The organism is Chryseobacterium sp. SORGH_AS_0447, assembly GCF_030818695.1.
Classification (GTDB): domain Bacteria; phylum Bacteroidota; class Bacteroidia; order Flavobacteriales; family Weeksellaceae; genus Chryseobacterium.
Genome location: NZ_JAUTAR010000001.1, coordinates 3,660,649 through 3,679,493, shown reverse-complemented (window position 1 = coordinate 3,679,493; position 18,845 = coordinate 3,660,649). Strand labels below are relative to the sequence as shown.

Annotated in this window: 15 protein-coding genes and 1 pseudogene; 8 read left to right on the top strand and 8 right to left on the bottom strand. The window is 41.1% G+C overall.

Features of this window, described 5'->3' with window-relative positions; translation table 11 throughout:
• Nucleotides 1-65: 65 nt before the first annotated feature.
• The gene (gene tyrS / locus QE422_RS16680; RefSeq protein WP_307460901.1) at nucleotides 66-1,361 is read right to left on the bottom strand and encodes a tyrosine--tRNA ligase; all 1,296 of its coding nucleotides are present in this window, start codon (nucleotides 1,359-1,361) and stop codon (nucleotides 66-68) included.
• A 135-nt stretch (nucleotides 1,362-1,496) separates the two neighbouring features.
• Here tyrS and QE422_RS16675 point away from each other — a divergent pair, with 135 nt between their 5' ends.
• Nucleotides 1,497-2,057 carry an RNA polymerase sigma factor gene (locus QE422_RS16675; RefSeq protein ID WP_307460898.1) on the top strand — a complete coding sequence of 187 codons (561 nt, stop codon included), beginning with the start codon at nucleotides 1,497-1,499 and terminating at the stop codon, nucleotides 2,055-2,057.
• A 53-nt stretch (nucleotides 2,058-2,110) separates the two neighbouring features.
• On the opposite strand, the gene QE422_RS16670 is transcribed toward QE422_RS16675, so the two are convergent.
• Entirely contained in the window at nucleotides 2,111-2,743 is a 633-nt protein-coding gene (locus QE422_RS16670) for a hypothetical protein (RefSeq protein WP_307460896.1), read from the bottom strand.
• 107 nt (nucleotides 2,744-2,850) lie between these two features.
• Here QE422_RS16670 and lipA point away from each other — a divergent pair, with 107 nt between their 5' ends.
• Nucleotides 2,851-3,717, top strand: coding sequence for a lipoyl synthase (lipA, locus tag QE422_RS16665; protein ID WP_076395321.1), 867 nt, complete (start codon nucleotides 2,851-2,853; stop codon nucleotides 3,715-3,717).
• Between the two features lie 792 nt (nucleotides 3,718-4,509).
• On the opposite strand, the gene QE422_RS16660 is transcribed toward lipA, so the two are convergent.
• Complete coding sequence (locus QE422_RS16660) at nucleotides 4,510-5,364, bottom strand: AraC family transcriptional regulator (protein WP_307460890.1); 855 nt, start codon at nucleotides 5,362-5,364, stop codon at nucleotides 4,510-4,512.
• Between the two features lie 157 nt (nucleotides 5,365-5,521).
• On the opposite strand from QE422_RS16660, the gene QE422_RS16655 reads away from it, so the two are divergent.
• Complete coding sequence (locus QE422_RS16655) at nucleotides 5,522-6,724, top strand: MFS transporter (protein ID WP_307460886.1); 1,203 nt, start codon at nucleotides 5,522-5,524, stop codon at nucleotides 6,722-6,724.
• Nucleotides 6,725-6,823: 99 nt separating this feature from the next.
• Here the strand turns inward: QE422_RS16655 and QE422_RS16650 are convergent, their stop codons facing one another.
• From QE422_RS16650 to QE422_RS16635, 4 genes are all read right to left on the bottom strand, one after another.
• On the bottom strand, nucleotides 6,824-7,204 hold the full coding sequence (locus QE422_RS16650) for an STAS/SEC14 domain-containing protein (protein WP_294285012.1): 381 nt from the start codon (nucleotides 7,202-7,204) through the stop codon (nucleotides 6,824-6,826).
• Between the two features lie 224 nt (nucleotides 7,205-7,428).
• Nucleotides 7,429-8,103 (bottom strand): SIMPL domain-containing protein, encoded by a 675-nt coding sequence (locus tag QE422_RS16645; RefSeq protein ID WP_307460883.1) that lies wholly within the window; start codon nucleotides 8,101-8,103, stop codon nucleotides 7,429-7,431.
• A 126-nt stretch (nucleotides 8,104-8,229) separates the two neighbouring features.
• Nucleotides 8,230-8,583 carry a hypothetical protein gene (locus QE422_RS16640; protein ID WP_307460880.1) on the bottom strand — a complete coding sequence of 118 codons (354 nt, stop codon included), beginning with the start codon at nucleotides 8,581-8,583 and terminating at the stop codon, nucleotides 8,230-8,232.
• 114 nt (nucleotides 8,584-8,697) lie between these two features.
• Entirely contained in the window at nucleotides 8,698-9,639 is a 942-nt protein-coding gene (locus QE422_RS16635) for an SIMPL domain-containing protein (protein ID WP_307460878.1), read from the bottom strand.
• 130 nt (nucleotides 9,640-9,769) lie between these two features.
• Between QE422_RS16635 and QE422_RS16630 the strand changes: the two genes are divergently transcribed.
• The 3 genes from QE422_RS16630 (at nucleotide 9,770) to QE422_RS16620 (ending at nucleotide 13,080) form a co-directional block, all read left to right on the top strand.
• On the top strand, nucleotides 9,770-11,554 hold the full coding sequence (locus QE422_RS16630; RefSeq protein ID WP_307460875.1) for a histidine kinase: 1,785 nt from the start codon (nucleotides 9,770-9,772) through the stop codon (nucleotides 11,552-11,554).
• Complete coding sequence (locus QE422_RS16625; protein WP_307460872.1) at nucleotides 11,551-12,285, top strand: LytTR family DNA-binding domain-containing protein; 735 nt, start codon at nucleotides 11,551-11,553, stop codon at nucleotides 12,283-12,285. The genes QE422_RS16630 and QE422_RS16625 overlap by 4 nt, the downstream gene beginning before the upstream one ends.
• A 255-nt stretch (nucleotides 12,286-12,540) precedes the next feature.
• A complete protein-coding gene (locus tag QE422_RS16620) occupies nucleotides 12,541-13,080 on the top strand; it encodes a lipocalin family protein (protein ID WP_307460870.1) in 540 nt (179 codons plus the stop codon).
• A gap of 346 nt (nucleotides 13,081-13,426) precedes the next feature.
• Here the strand turns inward: QE422_RS16620 and QE422_RS16615 are convergent, their stop codons facing one another.
• Nucleotides 13,427-13,903, bottom strand: a complete 477-nt coding sequence (locus QE422_RS16615) for a hypothetical protein (RefSeq protein WP_307460867.1) — start codon at nucleotides 13,901-13,903, stop codon at nucleotides 13,427-13,429.
• A 114-nt stretch (nucleotides 13,904-14,017) separates the two neighbouring features.
• Between QE422_RS16615 and QE422_RS16610 the strand changes: the two are divergent.
• A pseudogene (locus tag QE422_RS16610) lies at nucleotides 14,018-15,269 on the top strand (CinA family nicotinamide mononucleotide deamidase-related protein).
• An 86-nt stretch (nucleotides 15,270-15,355) separates the two neighbouring features.
• On the top strand, nucleotides 15,356-18,754 hold the full coding sequence (locus tag QE422_RS16605) for a polysaccharide deacetylase family protein (protein WP_307460864.1): 3,399 nt from the start codon (nucleotides 15,356-15,358) through the stop codon (nucleotides 18,752-18,754).
• Nucleotides 18,755-18,845: the final 91 nt, after the last annotated feature.

Genomic DNA, 18,845 nt, shown 5'->3' with positions numbered 1-18,845 from the left:
GTCTAAAAAATTACGGGCGCAACATCTATTGTTGCGCCCGCATTTTATATGTAAAAAATTTTGTATTAAATTACCTTTACAATAAAGTAGCTTTTCTTTCCTTTCTGTAGCAGTAAAAACTTACCGTCGATAAGATCATTTTCATTTGCGGTATACACTTCGTTGATCTTCTGCTTGTTTACAGAGATCGAGTTTCCTTTCAGTTCTCTGGTTGCTTCGCTTTTAGATTTTAGAAACCCCGATTTCTCAGAAAGGAGATCAACAATATTTATTCCCAATACATCATTCTTGGCAACTTCCTTTTGAGGAACACCATCAAAAACTTCCAGGAAAGTTTCTTCATCGAGGCTTACCAGATCTTCGGCGGTAGAACGTCCGAATAGGATTTCCGAAGCCTTCAATGCCTTCTCGTACTCTTCTTTTCCGTGAACCCATACCGTAACTTCCTCAGCCAGCTTTTTCTGGAGCTTTCTTTCGTGCGGAGCGGTTTTATGCTCTTCGATCAATGCTTCGATTTCTTCTCTGCCTAAAAAAGTATAGAATTTGATGAATCTTTCAGCATCTTCATCTGTGGCATTCAGCCAGAACTGGTAGAATTTATACGGAGAAGTCTTCGTTTTATCCAGCCAGTAATTTTCCCCGCTTTCGGACTTCCCAAATTTGGAACCGTCGGCTTTTGTAATCAAAGGAACCGTTAATGCAAATGCTTCCCCCTGCGCTTTTCTTCTGATAAGTTCCGTTCCCGTTGTGATATTTCCCCATTGGTCAGAACCTCCCATCTGAAGCTTTACGTTATTGTTCTGGTACAAATGTAAAAAATCGTATCCCTGGATCAGCTGGTAAGTGAATTCCGTAAAGCTCATTCCGTCTGCTCCCGATTCCCCGGAAAATCTCTTTTTCACGGAATCTTTGGCCATCATATAATTTACGGTAATATTTTTTCCTACGTTTTTTGCAAAATCAAGGAAAGAAATATTTTTCATCCAGTCGTAGTTGTTTACCAGCTCGGCTTTATTCGGTTCACTTCCCGAAAAATCAAGGAATCTCGAAAGCTGGTTTTTCAGACAGTCTACGTAGTGGAGAAGCGTTTCTTCGTCCAGCAGGTTTCTTTCGGCAGATTTTCCCGATGGATCACCGATCATTCCGGTAGCACCACCCACCAAAGCAATCGGCTTATGGCCGTGCTGCTGGAAATGGGCCAGAATTTTTATCTGAATGAGACTTCCGATATGTAAAGAATCTGCAGTAGGATCAAAACCGATATAGGCCGATGTCATTTCCTTATCCAGTTGTTCATCCGTTCCGGGCATCATGTCGGCAAATAGACCGCGCCATTTCAGTTCTTCAATAAAAGAGTTCATTATGTTCTGCTTTAAAATTTAAGGTGCAAAGATAAGAAATTCAGTGGTAAGTAAACAGCAAAATAGGGAAGGTGGTTTCGGTATTTCCGGCTTCATCTTCTTTCTTTTCCGCCGAAATCATTATATTTGTTTGTAATGAACGACGAACAACTATTCCTGCTTATCGGTAAGGCAAAGGAAAAAGACCAGAAAGCCCAGACCAGGCTCATCAACATCTTTTGGGTGGATGTTTTTTCTTTTGTGATGAAAAAAGTTCATGATGAAAACGATGCCGATGAAATTACAGTAAATGTTTTTTCCAAAGTCCTTTCCAAGCTGGATATGTACGATCCGCATTTCCAATTTAAAACCTGGGTACTGACGATCGCCCAGAATACCATTATCGATTTCTGGAGAAAAAAATCCAGGGAAAACCAAGATCCTACCGAAAACCTGGATGAGGTAAAGAACCAATATGCAAAATCTCCTGAAGAGCTGATGATCTCCGAAGAAGAACAGAAAAAAATCATCAAGACCATCGAGTCGCTGGATGCCAACTATCAGGACATTATCCGGCTGAGATTTTTCGAAGAAAAGAGCATTAAAGAAATCGCTGAAGAGCTGGGAATTTCAGTTGCAAACACAAAAGTCCGGGTCATGCGTGCTAAAAAAGTCTTGGCAGAACTGTTGAAGAATAATGAGTTTGAAGACAATTAAAGCAATAATAAATTGACGTTTACTCATTCATTAAACACTCAGCAGGTATCAAATTATAAATAAACTTTCTCTTTCGTTTTGGGCAGAAGAATTTCCCTGCGTTTTTCCTGGTTCCTGTTCTGAAGATTTATTTTCAATCCTTTCTTTATCAATGTTTCCTTTTTGGATTTTCCGTACTCTTTGGTATTTTCAACTTCCTTTTCAAAAGTCAGCTGGCCGGTGGATAAATTAAAATCAACATCCGTCCAGTATTCTTCCGGCCTTCCGCTGCTTGAGGAATAACCGATCAGTTCAAAACGGCCGTTCTGAAACCGGTATTTGTCGGTATAGCCCCATTTCCAGCTGCTTCCTCCGGCCTGGGTAATCATTAAAATTCCCTTTTCAATCTCAGTACTCTGGTAGGGATCACCCATCATTCCGCCGTCACGGCTTTTAAGAATCGCATTTCTTGATTTTTCCAGGATCTTCCATTTTCCATTGACTTTCTTCAGGATCTGTATTTCACGGATGTTTCCGTATTCGGCAGTGTCTTTCGTATTGTAAATAATTACCTGCTCCGGGATTCGATCACCATCCAGATCACCTTCAACCGTTTCAATGACCGTTGAACCGGTAGGCTGGAATTCTTTCTGGGCGAAAGAGAATACACTGCACACCATCAGCAGCAGGCAAGATGTGTTTTTCATAAATCAGATTTAAACCTAAAATTACGGAATTATATGTTTCATCAATCCGGGTCTTTGATTGTTTCGATAAAAAAATCACTAACTTTGAACCTCAATTTGAGATATCAATGGAGAATTTAGTTCAGGATACAACCGTTCAGAAACCAAAGTGGATCCGTGTAAAGCTTCCTACCGGAAAGAATTACAGGGAACTGAGGACTTTGGTCGACAAATATAAATTAAATACCATCTGCCAGAGCGGAAGCTGTCCGAATATGGGGGAATGCTGGGGCGAAGGAACGGCAACGTTCATGATTTTAGGAAATATCTGTACCAGAAGCTGTGGATTTTGCGGGGTAAAAACCGGAAAACCGATGGATGTAAACTGGGATGAGCCAGAAAAAGTAGCCCGTTCGATCAAATTAATGAAGATCAAGCATGCTGTTTTAACGTCGGTTGACCGTGATGACCTGAAAGACATGGGCTCTATCCTTTGGGCAGAAACGGTAAATGCCGTAAGAAGGATTTCCCCGGGAACAACCATGGAAACCCTGATTCCTGATTTCCAGGGCATTACGAAACACATCGACCGATTGGTGGATGTGGCGCCGGAAGTAATTTCCCACAACATGGAAACGGTAAAACGTCTTACGAGAGAAGTAAGAATCCAGGCAAAATATGAAAGAAGCCTTGAAGTTTTGAGATATCTGAAAGAAGCAGGACAGCGAAGAACGAAAACCGGTGTCATGCTCGGATTGGGCGAAACAAAAGAGGAGGTTTTCCAGACGATTGAAGACATTAGAAATGCAAATGTAGACGTTATTACATTAGGGCAATATCTACAGCCGACCAAAAAGCATCTTCCGGTAAAGAAATTCATTACTCCTGAAGAGTTCGACGAGTTCGGGGATTTTGCAAGAAGCCTAGGCTTCCGTCATGTGGAAAGCTCGCCGTTGGTACGAAGCTCTTATCATGCAGAAAAACATATTCATTAAAATACAATCGCTTCAGTTTTGGAGCGATTTTTTATTTTCTCCTACGGATTTCACGGATTTTCACAGATAATAGCTTTCGATTCCGCTCAGCCATTGAACTACCGTTTCTTTAAATAATAAAGTGTGTCAACGCATATTTGTCATTCCCGCAGGGAATCTAAACATAGTATTAGCGATAGGGATAAAAGAATTGCATCTGAATTTAAATAGATGATGAAATGATCTCCCACAGATTTTACGGATTTTCACAGATGATAGCCTTCGATTCCGTTCAGCCACTGAACTACCATTTCTTTACATCATGAAGTATGTCGCCGCATGTTGTCATTCCCACAGGGAATCTAAACCTAGTATTAGCGATAGGGATAAAAGAATTGCATCTGAATTTAAATAGATGATGAAATGATCTCTCACAGATTTCACGGATTTTCACAGATAATATCCTTCGATTCCACGCAGCCACTGAACTACCGTTTCTTTAAATCCCGAAGTATATCAACGCATGTTTGTCATTCCCGCAGGGAATCTAAACGTAGTATTAGCAAATAGCATGAAAACATATGAATCTGGATTAATGCAAAATACAAAGAAATCTGCCACAGATTTTTCACAGATCATGGGGCGGCTTCGAGTAATCTCATCCACCAGAATTCGCATTCTTCAAATTGTAAATATAAAATCAAAGTTTTTTAAAAGCTTATGTACGCTCTAATTCAGCGTCAATTATTAACTTTTATCCGGCATGAATATCTTTTGAATCTGTTGCGGTAAAATTTGCGATTGAATGCAAGGCTAATTCGCTATTTTACTCAAATGTTTTTTCTTAAAAGCAGAAGGTGTTTCCCCGATGTATTTTTTAAATAATTTATTGAAGTAGGAGAGGCTTTCAAATCCTACCTGAAAACAAACTTCCGTAACGCAGGAATTTTGCAGCAGCAACAATTTGGCCTGGTTGATCCGGTAATTATTCACGAAATCGGTGAAGGTCATATCCGTCTGTTTTTTGAAGTAGCGGCAGAATGCAGGGGTGCTGAGGTTTACATTGTTTGCGATCACATTTACATTGGGGGCTTTATCGTAGTGCTCATGGATATAATCGTAAATTGTCCCCATCCGGATCTTGTCGTTCAGAAACCATTTGATGCGCGTGTCTTCGTTATTCAGTTCTTTTACTTCGTCGGATTCGGAGAGGATTTGCAGAATTTCGATAAGGCCCATAAAAGAAGAGAATGCATTTTCATTTTTCATCCGGTGCAGTTTATCGACGACCGTCTTTTTGGTTTCTCCAGAAAACGATAGGCCTAAATAAGACTTTTCCAGAAGGGTTTTGATATTTTCAAATTCAGGAACGGGAATAATATATTCTTGAAGGAAATTTTCGCGCATCTGCAGGACCAGCTGTTTACATTCGGTCTGGATCTTATAATCAAAATTAAGGTGAGGAACATTGGACCCAATCAGCAGCAGGTCGCTGTCTTTAAAATCCGAAATGTTTTTTCCGACATGGCGGATCCCGTTGCTGGCTTCCACGTAGACAAGCTCTATTTCAGGATGGTAATGCCAGAAGAAACAGTTTTTAAGCGATGGCGAAAATAGCTTGAAAGATTTACCTTCTTCAAATTCAATAATTTCTTTCTGAATTTTCATTATGTTCTCTTTTGATTAATAATTAGTTCAAATGTAATTAAAATTGTTAATAGAGAGCAAATTTATATCATTCCCGTTAAAGTATAAACCAGGATTTCTTTTCATTTTTGCACTTTCAAAGGGAATCAATGATCCTTAACAGTTAAAAGGTTATACAATGAAGATTGACAAAAGAATAATACCGCTTGCGATTGGCGGACTGGGAATCGGGACCACCGAGTTTACGATTATGGGACTGCTTCCCGATATGGCAAGAAGCCTGCAGATCAGTATTCCCGAAGCCGGACATCTTATTTCTGCTTATGCCTTCGGAGTTGTGGTGGGCGCACCGCTCCTGATCGGCTACTCGGTGAAGTTTCCGCCGAAAAAAGTGCTGATTGCCTTAATGATGATCTTTACGGTATTCAACGCCTTGTCGGCGGTTGCTCCGGATTATACGACGATGATGATCATCCGTTTTCTTTCCGGGCTTCCGCATGGTGCATTTTTCGGGGTAGGAACAGTGGTCGCCACGAGAATGGCAGCGAAAGGCAAGGAAGCCTTTTATATTTCCCTGATGTTTACAGGGCTCACCATTGCCAATCTTGCGATGGTTCCTTTGGTAACGTATATCGGGCATACTTTCCACTGGCGGTGGTATTTCGCTATTGTTGCGGTTATCGGCTTACTGGCCCTTTTGTTTCTGAAACTCTGGCTTCCGGTACTGGAAACCAATCAGGATACCCATTTTATGGAAGAAATGAAATTCCTTAAAAGAAAACAGGCCTGGCTTGTCCTGATGATCACCGCCATTGGTTTCGGTGGGCTATTCACATGGTTCAGCTATATCACGCCTTTAATGACGATTGTTTCGGGAATTAAGGAGAGCCAGATGGCGTATGTAATGATTCTTGCCGGGGCCGGAATGGTCGTAGGGAATTTGGCAGGGGGTTATTTATCAGACCGGCTGAATCCGGAAAAAACCTGTGTTTTGTTGATGTCTCTGATGATGGTTTCATTGGCGGGAGTTTTCTTCTTATCAGAGTATCAATATATTTCATTGGCATTAACGTTCATTTGTGGAGCCTTGTCCATGTCCGTAGCGGCACCGATCAACATTATGATGATGAAGGCGGCGCCGAAAAGCGAAATGATGGCGGCAGCTTTTATGCAGGCGGCTTTCAACTGTGCTAACGCGATGGGTGCGTTTCTCGGAGGTATCCCGCTGGAACAGGGATATTCGTATAATTATCCTTCGCTGGTAGGAGTCGGGATGACGCTGATTGGGTTGTTTATCGCTTTCAGATACAAGCAGCTGTACGCCTCGCAAAAACCTGATGAAAATAAAATGACAACGGAATGTGTTTCGTGCGATTCATAAAAAGAAAAGCTGTTCTTTCTAAGAGCAGCTTTTTTTTTGGTCATAAATAAAAAAGACTGCCTTTTCAGGCAGTCCTCAGTTGTTTTTATAATAAGCTGTTTACGCTTCTACTTCATTCCCGTTTTTGCACCAGTACAAAGCATTGTAAAGGTTTCCTTTCGGGAAAGACTTAAATTCTCCGGGCATTACGACACTGAAAATATCAGTGAAATTCTGCACGCCTTCCTTATCTGTAACAATAGCGGCCCTGTTCCACTGGGTTAAATTCTTTAATCCTAAAATCGCATCCTGCAGCCAGGCTCCCATGGTAAATTTATCAAGGTCTGTATCCAAATACAACAGATAATTCAATTCATTGTATTCGTCCACCTTTCGTTGTACATGAGGAAGTACCAGGTTTTGAAAATCTTCTTTCGTCACATCTCCCGTTGCGCTGAAGGCAGCAACATTCTCAGGAGCCTCTGGAATAATCGTTATCATATTGTATATATTATTGTGGTTGATTTTAGGTTGATAACAAAAACTAAACCAATATTTAATTTTCCGGCGGCTGAAAGATGGAATTGTTATTTATCGGATAAAACATATAGGGTATATCTGAAATAAGTCGGATTTACAGATGAAAAACCCATAGCGTTCTTTGCCATGGGTTGCACACTCAAAATAAGCAGGTATTGAGGGACCCTCATTTACCGTTTATGATGTTATAAGATTTCGTATTTTGTCTTGATGCTGTATTTCAGCTTGATGTTATCGATATTTTCAAACGAATAATCGGCACTGGCATCGGCAGCTTCCAGCTGGATATTAGCCGTTTTTGCTCTGAAGTTCATCGGTAGGATGGTATCACTGGTATAATCTTCAATTTCCACGATTTCCAGCGGGGTTCCTGTTTTTTTGCCGATACTTTCAAGCAGATAGTCTGCCTTCTCTCTGGCTGCTTTCAAAGCATTGACTTTTACGGTTTTCCTGAAATCGGCGATTTTGGTATTTTTAATCTCAGCGATATTAATGCTCGTTATCCATTTCTGATTAAGGCTTTCGAAAAGATTCCCCATATCCGTTTTCTTGGTCACCTTAAACTGAAGGTTTTTTGTGAAAATCTTTACTTTGGAATACACATTCTGGTACATCGATTTGAATTTGATGTCTTCGTTTTTTACCCCGTTGTTTTTCAGGATCTCAAACAACTGTTTTTCGTTGTCGGCCAGCTGGTTTTTGTTATCTCCTTTGATTCCGACATTGAAAATAATTTCATCCGGTTCCACCTCCATTTCGGCCACGCCGGTCACTTCGATAAAGTTTTTCTTGATTTCCTGTGCATTAATCATACTGCCGAATACCATGAATCCGATCAGTAAAAAATGTTTCCATTTCATAATTTCCTTGTTTTAAATTTCTAAAGTAAAATTACGAAGCATCAGGATTCAAATCCGGCAGACATGGTGAAACTGGGGTTTGACTTGGTGAGCAGACTGATATAAAAAGCAATTCCTTAATGTAGTTTACCGGTTGGTTAAAATAATCGATTTTCCGTTTCGGGTAACGAGTTTTCTGATCTCGGGAAAAAGTTTGGTCCTGATGATCAGCTCATCATTACTTTCTGAAATATGATAAGTATTTGAACTTAACAGCGCGTCGTTGATATCGTGCTCAAACAGTTTGGTAGAACCCAACTGATCCACCGAATAAAAATCGACTTTGTAATCGTGAATTCCGGTCTGGTAATACTTATAGATGATTTTCTCGTTGAGGTCGCTCGAAATAATCTTTGTTTCTCTGAAATCACTCTGTTCCAGAAACGAGCAGTTTTGCAGGAATAAAGCACATAAGCTTAAAAAGTAAAAGTGTTTTTTCATAATCATGATTGGTTTTAAACAAATGTACTCAATGCTAAACCGTTGGCTGTTAACGGAATTTCAATTAATGTTAAGATTTTGATACGAAAAATAAAGAGATTTTAATGAGTATTTCTAAAACAATCTGAACCGCTTCCTGCCTCTCTTTAATGCATTCATTTCCGCTTTTTCTCTTTCGGGATTTCTTTTAATGCTGAGCTTTATCTCGTAGAGTATCTGGATCACCGGTTCGTGGATCACCGGATTGATAACAAAATCAAATTCCTTATCGAGGACAGGCTGATAATACAGGGTTACGGATTTTGCTGCCGGATTTACATTGGCAAACCTGGTAAGTGCAAGCGACGAACTGTTGTAGGCTTCATAGGATTTATACATTTCCGTAGGCAGGAGTGTCCTGAAGCCATCATTTATATTTTTTGTTGCGTAGGTAAAATCTTCTCCGGAAAAATACGCCAGGTTTTTCATCTTTTCTTCCAGGGAACTTTTGGCTTTTGCCATCAGTTCTTTACGGATATTTTCAATGCTGCCGGCAAAATAATCGACCCGTACAAGATCATAAATTTCATTCTTTGATAAAATGGCAATAAAATCATTAAGCTGGGAAGGATCCTGGAATTTGATATGGATATTTTTCTTCAGCTCAAATCCGGCCGGCACCTCATTATAGGTTTTTTTGCTCGAAGTTTTCTTTTCAGCGTTATACTGATAAACCGGAACAAAAGAGATCATATCCACATAGGTTTCCGCTCCCGGATAAGATTTTATCCGGAGGATGGAATTAGTAATCCGGTTTTCGATAAGGCTGTTTACTTCTTCCGCACTTTCACCGACCTGCGTCACACTGAAAATGGCTACGTACTTTTCAGCTTTTACATTAGCCATTCCTTTTACACTGATGATCCTCTCATTCAGATCAGGATCGGCGACAGGAGTAGCAATGTTGATTGTCGTTTCCGGATATTGGGTCTGATGCCGGTAATTGATATTCCCGGAAACTTGTGAACATAAGGTTTGCGATAAGATCAAAGTTGCGAATACAGCGATGTTTTTCATGAGTATTAAATTTAAAATTCTGCTGTAAAATTAGGTCCGGGATCCGGAAAAGAACGGCAGACTTGGTGAGCATTCCGTTTCACTTGGTGAATCGTTTTCAGCAAATTACAGATATGTCTATCTTTGTTTTATGAAAATGCTCCGACTTTTTGTGTACTTCTTCTTAATGATTTCCGGAAATACAATGTATTCCCAGAGCAATAAGGTCGCGCAGGAGGTCCGGGTGCAGAGCAAAAAGCTGGAAAAGGCGGTGGATACCAAAGACGAATCCGCACAGGCCGATTCCTACTACAATATTGGCGAAACCTTTTTCAACGACGGAAACTTCCGGAAAAGTGAGGATTATTACACTAAGGCAAAAAATATCTACGAAAAATTAAACGATAAGCAGAATATCGAGAAAGTAAGCCGTAAGCTGGCGCAGTCTCAGGAGAAACAGAACAAAATCAAACCGGCGATCAGCAACTACAGCAGAGCAGCAGAAGTAAGCCCGCCTAAGAGCCGTATGCTGAATACCAATGATGTCACCAGGCTTTCTCCGAATTCTTCCGAATCAAAGGAAGAGGCAATTCAAAGCAACATCAGGCTCAGTGAGAAAGAAAATGATAAAGGTGAGCTGGCGGCAAGCTACAGCCAGATGGCAGACGTCAATATTCAGCAGAACAATATTCCGGAAGCAGAAGCCAACCTGTCCAGTGCCTATAAAATTTCCCAGAAAGAAGCTCCGCAACAGGCATTGGAGATTAATCAGAAACTTACCGACCTGTATGTAGATAACAAAAAGTTTGATAAAGCAATAGAAGCCAAGAAAAAGATTCTGAAAGAAGATTTTGTAAAAGAAAATTCCAGGAAGCAGATTCAGCAGATCCGGGAGCTGGCAGATATTTACATTAAGAAGAATGACCCGCAGGAAGCCATCGATCTCCTAAAAAAATCCTATGCGATCGCCTTGGAAAAAGGCCATACGCTGGAAGCGCAGAAAAGTGTAGAAAAGCTCGACAGCCTTTACCTTGTTTCTGAAAATACGGATGCTTCGGTAAATCTCTATCGAGACTTTTTGGGAAAACTGCCGCAATTGCTGTCCAAAGACAAAAGCCTCGTCGACGAAAAAATACTGGAAGATACCGAACAGCGCATCACCCAGCTGGAGAAGGAAAAAGAGCTGAAGGACGAACTGATCCGTAAGAAAAACGTTTTTAACTATGGTCTGATCGCAGCACTTGTTATTTTAACGGGTTTAATGATCTTTATTTTCAGGACCCTGAAAAAAGTTCAGGTAAAAAATAAAAAAATTGCTTTGCAGTCGCTGCGCCGCGAAATGAACCCACATTTTATCTTTAACAGCTTGAATTCGGTGAACCATTTTATCGCTATGAATAATGAATTGGAAGCCAACCAGTATCTCACCAAATTTTCAAAGCTGATGCGTGGGGTCATGGAAAATTCAACAGAAGATTTTATTCCGTTTCAGCAGGAGCTGGATCTGCTGCAAAACTACCTGACTTTGGAGAAAACACGTTTTTCTGATAAATTCGATTATGAAATCGATGTGGATGAAAGCCTGAATACCCACAGCCTGAAAGTTCCGGGAATGCTCATACAGCCATTCCTGGAAAATGCCGTCTGGCACGGGCTGCGGTACAGATCCACCAAAGGATTTTTAACCCTGCGCTTTGAAAAAGAAAACCAATACCTGAAAATTAAGATCGAAGATAACGGCATTGGTATTGAAGAAAGCAAAAAACAGAAAACCGAACACCAGAAAGCCAGGAAGGGCCGTGGAATGAAAAATACACTGGAGCGGATTGCGCTGCTGAATGATCTCTATCATCAGGATATTCACTGCAACATTACGGACAAGAAGAATACGGAAGGAGTTTTGGTGGAAATTAAATATAAACTGACGGACAAATGAAAATAAAAGCCGTAATCATAGACGATGAACTGATCGCCAGGGAAGTATTGATAAACTATCTTACCAAATACTGTCCGCAGGTCGAAATTTTAGGGGAAGCGGAAAACATCAAAGAAGCCGTTCCCTTAATCGCCGCTAAACAACCGCAGCTTGTTTTTCTGGATGTGGAGATGCCTTTTGGGAATGCCTTCGATGTATTGGAGGCCACGAAGGAATTTTCTTATGAAACCATTTTCATTACGGCATTTTCCCAATACTCGTTACAGGCCCTGAACAAATCCGCAAGCTATTATATTCTCAAGCCTATCGATATCCAGGAGCTTATCGTCGCAGTAAACAAAGTAGCGGAAAGCATTGAGAATAGGGAAGAGCTCAACCGGAATAAAATCCTGCTCGAAAATTTAAAATTAAAACCCGAGAAACAACAGCTGATTCTCCCTACATTACAGGGATTTGACGTAGTGAAAACGGAAGATATCATCAGGCTGCAGGCAGATGGCAATTTTACACAAGTCTACCTCACGGATGGTTCAAAGAAAATGGTCTGCCGTTTCCTGAAGCATTTCGACGACCTTTTGGAAGCCCCATTTGTCAGGGTTCACCGTTCGCATATCATTAATACGAATTTTGTAAAATCCTACCATAAAAGCGGAACCGTAACTCTTTCCGACGATACTGAGATCGAAGTCTCCGGCAGCTTTAAAGAAAATTTCCTGAAAGTATTTTCTTAGAGATAGTTAATATTTGATTTACAATACCTTCCGTAATTTCTCTTAATTTTCTGAATTAAAATAAACTCTGTTTATTGTTCATTTTTATACGATGATTTCCATGAATTAAGTGAGTATTGCAATGAGAGTGATACCTTGATTTCTTTAAGGTAAAAAATAAAGTCAAAATGAAAACAGGCTGTTAAAGACAGGAAAGCAGGAATTCTTTCAGGCATTATTTTTGAAGAATTCAACATACCACAAAAATATTCCGTTATGAAGATGCTGAAGAAAATGGCCATTCCCGTTTCATTGGGGATTTTAGGACTTGTAATTTTAAATTCTTGTGCTACTGGAATCCCGAAAGGGGTTGTAGCCGTTCAGAATTTTAAAGTCGATCAATACCTGGGCACATGGTACGAGATAGCCCGGTTCGATTATAAATTCGAGAAAAATATGGATAACGTAACGGCGACCTATTCCAGGAATCCGGACGGCACCATCAAAGTCGACAACAAAGGCTATAATTATATAAAAAAAGAATGGAAAGAGTCTGTCGGTGAGGCCCGCTTTGTAAACGGTGAAAACGAAGCCCGTCTGAAGGTTTCCTTTTTCAAGCCGATCTGGGCAGGCTACAATGTTGTGGATATCGATGACAATTACCAATATGCTTTAGTGATGGGAAATAATTTAAAATACCTGTGGATCCTCTCCCGCACCAAACAAATCCCGGAAAGCATTAAACAAAGATTTTTGGCAAAAGCAAAAAGCGTTGGCTATAATACCGATGAGCTCATCTGGGTGAAGCATGATTAAGTGATCTAAATAATTATCAAGGTTTTATAGGGATTCAATCCTAAATCTTTCCATCGATTCTTTAATAATCGGCTGGTATTCCTACGGAATGATAAGCTTGAAGTATTATTTTCGATAACTTTTTTATAAAAGATTTATTATCAATTGTTTTTGTCATTCCGGAGGAATCTAAACGTGAATTTTCCCGTTGGATTTCCTAATATTATGTTTCGATTTTTACGGAATGAAAAGTGTAGCAAATATCCGTGGGAACATCTGAGATTTTATTTCTCTCATGTGATCTAAAAATATTTTTAAGCCTTGAACTCTAAAATCTTATGTGCCTCATGTGTCCACCATTTTGCTCTTAATTCAAACCCTTATATTCTTTCCACTCCTCAAAGCGGTAATCAATTACCTGCTTCATTAGGTCATAGTTTTCATACGTATCTTCAATATGATAAAAGGTTTCATATTCGTAATCATTCTCCTCGGCTTTGGCGTCGAAAAGATTCACGTAATCATCCGCAAATGAGCTGAACCGGTTTCCAAAGTCCGTTTCGTCTTTGTAATAGTCCTGGGCGAAGGCATTTCCCATATCATTCAGATCGTATTCCGAAAACTTTCCGTCCATGAAATCCATAACCAATTCGGCCCCGGTGATTTCTCGGCGCTTTATTTTTTCGATCCCGTCTTCGGCATCTTCCTCAAATTCTTTGGAAATCAGATGATTGCTGATGCACCAGTTCAGGAACATTCCGGTATGGGTTGCTCCGTTCTTTTCAGGAAGTTCTTCGGGGAAATCTCCGCCGTAATGCCAGGAAGCATTGTCATAGGTAGACATATTATAATTTCAGTTTTAAATAATTTCCGTCAAAAATAGAAAAAATCAATTTATATTGCCTGTCAGATGGAAATTCCCGTCATTTGTGTAGAATTTTTTTCGACCACTATTTATATGAAAAATGCTGTTCTGATCACCATTGGTGACGAAATCCTTTCGGGAAATACCGTAGACACCAATTCCAACTTCATTGCGAACGAACTTAAAAATATCGGGATAAAAGTTTCACAGATCTTCACGATCTCAGACGAAATTGAAACCATTAAAAATACCATACAGTCTGCCTTCGAAACCGGCGACATCATCATCACAACAGGAGGGCTGGGACCGACAAGGGATGATAAAACCAAAAAAGCCATTGCCGAATTTTTCAATGATGAGCTTGCGCTGGATGAGGTAACATTCAACCATCTGAAAGCGTATATGGAGAAACGCGGCCGGCTGGAAATCCTGGAAAGAAACCGTGAGCAGGCCTTTGTTCCAACGAGAGCAATCGTTTTTCAGAACCATTTCGGAACGGCACCGTGCACCATGATGGAAGAAAACGGAAAACTGCTGTTCAGCCTGCCGGGAGTTCCTTACGAAGTAAAACCGCTGATCAAAGACCAGATTATTCCTTACCTGCAACAGAAATTCAGCCTGAATTATATTTCAACGAGAATTGTTTCCGTAGTCGGTATTCCTGAAAGCATTCTGGCCGATACTATCGAAAGCTGGGAGCTGGCTCTGCCTTCTAACCTTGCCCTTTCGTATCTGCCCGTCGGAACCCGTGTTAAACTGCGGTTAACGGCCACCGGAGAAAACGAACCGGTTTTGCAGCAGCAGCTGGAAGAAGAAATCCAAAAACTGCTTCCCTTGATTGAAGGCCATGTCATTGCCACTTCCGAAGACAGGATCGAAAAAATACTTGCCGAGATTTTAACGGAACGAAAGCTCACCATTTCTACTGCGGAAAGCTGCACCGGAGGAGAACTGGCGAGAATGATCACCTCGGTTTCCGGGAGTTCGGTATATTTCCTTGGAGGAATTGTTCCATATGCTACCGAAAAGAAAATAGATATCCTAAAAAGTAAATCAAGAAACGGTGGAAGCATTCACAGTAGTCAGCGAACAGGTGGCTGCAGAAATGGCTGCCGGCTGTCAGCAATTATTCGGTACCGATATTTCTCTGTCTTCCACAGGCGTGGCGGGACCTGGAAAAGGGGAGGACGGCAACGAGGTGGGAACGGTTTTTTATACGGTCCGTGTCCATGATAAAGAAACCGCTTCCAGGTTATACCTGCCGCATTTAGAAAGACAGGATTTCATGTATTTTGTTTCACAGAAGATTATTCAGGATTTGGTGGGAATTCTTATTGATAACTGAATGTAACGATCAATTTTAATATTTTTTTAATTAAATACAAGCGATTATTTCACGACTTTTGTAATTGAAAACAAAAAGAACAAGTCGTGGAAAATTCCAAGCAAATCTTTCAGACCGACAGCAAAAAACGCTGGAGAAACGTGCAATGGGGAAGCCGTATTTTTATCTTCGTTGCCATATTGCTTTTTCTGGCATTAGGCCTGATGATGAAATTCGGCAGAAGTCCGAAAATACCGTTTAAAGAAGATTACAAAGCCGTTATCACTGCCGGAAAGCCTTATCTTCAGGAAAATAAAATATCTAAAGAATACAAAGGTTTCAGAAGTTTCATTTCTGAAAAAACAATGCATACCAATCTTGCCAAGATCGAAAAGGCAAGAGCCGAAAGAATAAAAAATCAGAACCGCAACTGGTCGCAGTTTCCGAGTGGGATCCGGTCTGCATTCTATGTAGCATGGGATCCCCAATCGCTGATGTCGCTGAAAAGAAACATCAGGCATATCAATCTTGTGTTCCCTGAATGGTTTTTCCTCGATCCCAAGACCGGGGATCTGAAAACCAATGTGGATTCCGAAGGATATAAGATCATCAAAAGAACCGGTGTGGCCGCCATGCCGATCCTGAGCAATAATTTCGAGCAGGAGTTTCATTCTGAAGGATTAGGAAAGGTCCTGAAAGACCCGGCAAAACGGACACAGCTGATTCAAAAACTGAAATTGCAGTGTCAGAAGCTGCATTTCAAAGGAATCAACATCGACTTTGAGGATATGAACCTCGATTCCGACGATTACCTGATCGATTTTATGAAAGAGCTTTCCAAGACCTTCAAACAGAATAAGCTGTTGGTTTCTATGGATATCATGACGGATAACGACGATTACAACGTTGAAAAGCTGAATCCGTATGTCGATTATTTCGTGCTGATGGCCTACGATGAATATTCGGCAGACAGTGATGCCGGACCCGTATCTTCCCAAAAATGGATCGAGGCACAGACCGGGAAAATTTTACAGAAAACATCCCCCGAAAAAATTATTTTAGGATTGGGAGCTTACGGGTACGACTGGAGTACGGACAAAAAAGACAACAATTCGGTAACTTACATGCAGGCGATCACGAAAGCAAGTGCCAGCAAAGCGAAAATCAATTTTGACGACAATACCTTCAACCTCAATTACTCATATACCGATTCTAAAAACAGTACCCACACCGTATTTTTCAATGATGCGGCGTCTATTTTCAACACCATGCGGTTCTCCTCGGAATATCCGCTGGCGGGAACTGCCCTTTGGAGACTGGGAAGCGAAGACACCCGCATCTGGAATTTTTACGATAAAGACCTCACTTTTGCAGGATTATCCAAATTAAATTTAAAAAGCCTGGAAAATGTGAAAGGGCAGACGATGGTGGATTATATCGGTGACGGGGAAGTGCTGGACGTTCTGAATACGCCTCACGACGGAAAAATAGCCCTGGAAATCGATCCGAAAGAAAAAATCATTACCGACGAAAATTACATCACTTATCCGAGTTCGTACGAGGTGAAAAAATATGGCGAAGCCCCGCAGAAAGAACTGGTCCTTACCTTTGATGACGGGCCGGATGAGACCTACACGCCTCAGATTCTGGATGTCCTTTCAAAATATCATGTTCCCGCCGCTTTCTTCCTGGTAGGGTTGAATGCTGAGAAAAACCTTCCTCTGGTTAAAAGAATTTACCGCGAAGGTCACGAAATAGGAAACCATACTTTTACCCACGAAAATGTTGCAAAAGTAAGTCCGGAAAGAGCCCTGCTCGAACTGAAGCTGACCAGGCTGCTGATTGAATGTATCACGGGCCACAGCACCATTCTTTTCAGGGCACCCTACAATGCAGATTCCGAGCCGACGACTTCAGAGGAGATCATTCCCGTAGCGTTGGCAAGGCAGCAGAATTACCTGGACATCGGTGAAAACATCGACCCCGAAGACTGGCAGCCCGGTATAAAAGCCGATGAAATTGTGAAAAGGGTAATGGCGGGAGTGAAAGCAGAGCGCGGAAACATTATCCTGCTTCATGATGCAGGCGGAGACACAAGGGAAGAAACAGTGAAAGCACTGAAAATTTTAATTCCGACCTTACAGAAACAGGGCTACCATTTTACCAACCTTACCAGCATCCTCCATAAAAAAAGAAGCGAGCTGATGCCGGAAGTTCCCAGAACACGGGCCTATTATGTGATGCAGCTTAACCTCATCCTGGCAACCGTCATTTACGGGATCAGCCACTTCCTGGTGGCCCTGTTCACCGTGTTCATAGGATTAGGGCTGGTAAGATTGTTGATCATGCTGTACTGGGCTTTTAAAGAAAGAAAAAAAGAGAAAAAATTAGGAGTTTTCCCACTATTGCCATCGTATCCGAAAGTGTCGATTATTGTTCCGGCTTACAACGAAGAAGTGAATATTGTTTCTTCTTTAAACAACATGCTGAAACAGACCTATCCGAATTTCGATATTATTATGTTAGATGACGGAAGTAAAGATTCGACCTACGAAAAAGCAAAAGCTGCATTTGATGGCAATTCCAAGCTGAAAATCTTCAGCAAAACAAATGGCGGGAAAGCCACCGCGTTGAATTTCGGGATCTCCGGAACCGACGCCGAATATGTAGTCTGCATTGATGCCGATACGAAGCTGGAGCAAAATGCCGTGAAGTATTTAATTGCAAGATTCCTGAATTCAGCTCCGGAAGATAAAATTGCGGCCGTAGCAGGAAATGTAAAAGTGGGGAACCCGGTAAACTGGCTTACAAAATGGCAGTCGATCGAATATACGACCAGCCAGAACTTCGATCGGTTGGCTTATGCCGATATCAATGCGATCACGGTGATTCCGGGAGCAATCGGAGCTTTCAAAAAATCCGTGATTGAAGAGGTGGGAGGCTATTCTTCCGATACATTGGCAGAGGACTGCGACATTACGGTAAAAATTCTGAGAAGAGGTTACACCGTAGCCAATGAAAACAGAGCGGTTGCCGTAACAGAAGCTCCCGAAAGCGTAAAGCAGTTTTTAAAGCAGCGTTTCAGATGGACCTACGGGATTATGCAGATGTTCTGGAAACAGAGACAGACCTTCCTGAACCCCAAATACAAAGGTCTCGGATTATGGGCAATGCCGAATATCCTGCTATTCCAGTATATCATTCCGTTTTTCTCGCCGATGGCAGACCTGATTATGTTTTTCGGGATTTTATCCGGAAACGGCGGGAAGATATTCGGTTATTATCTGATTTTCCTTTTGGTAGATGCTTCACTGGCATTAATGGCTTTCATTATGCAGCGGGAAAAGCTTGTTAACCTGCTTTATGTGATTCCGCAGAGGTTCGGTTACCGCTGGCTGATGTACATCGTCCTGTTCAGAAGTTTAAGAAGGGCACTGAAAGGGGAAATGCAGTCCTGGGGATTCCTGAAAAGAACCGGAAATGTAAAGGAAATCCCGGCTTCTTAAAGCTTTTCTAGATGAAAGAAATAAATCCGGATGACAGACCATCAATACATAAAAAGTACAGATTATTTTTATCGGAGCTCTCTTATAATTT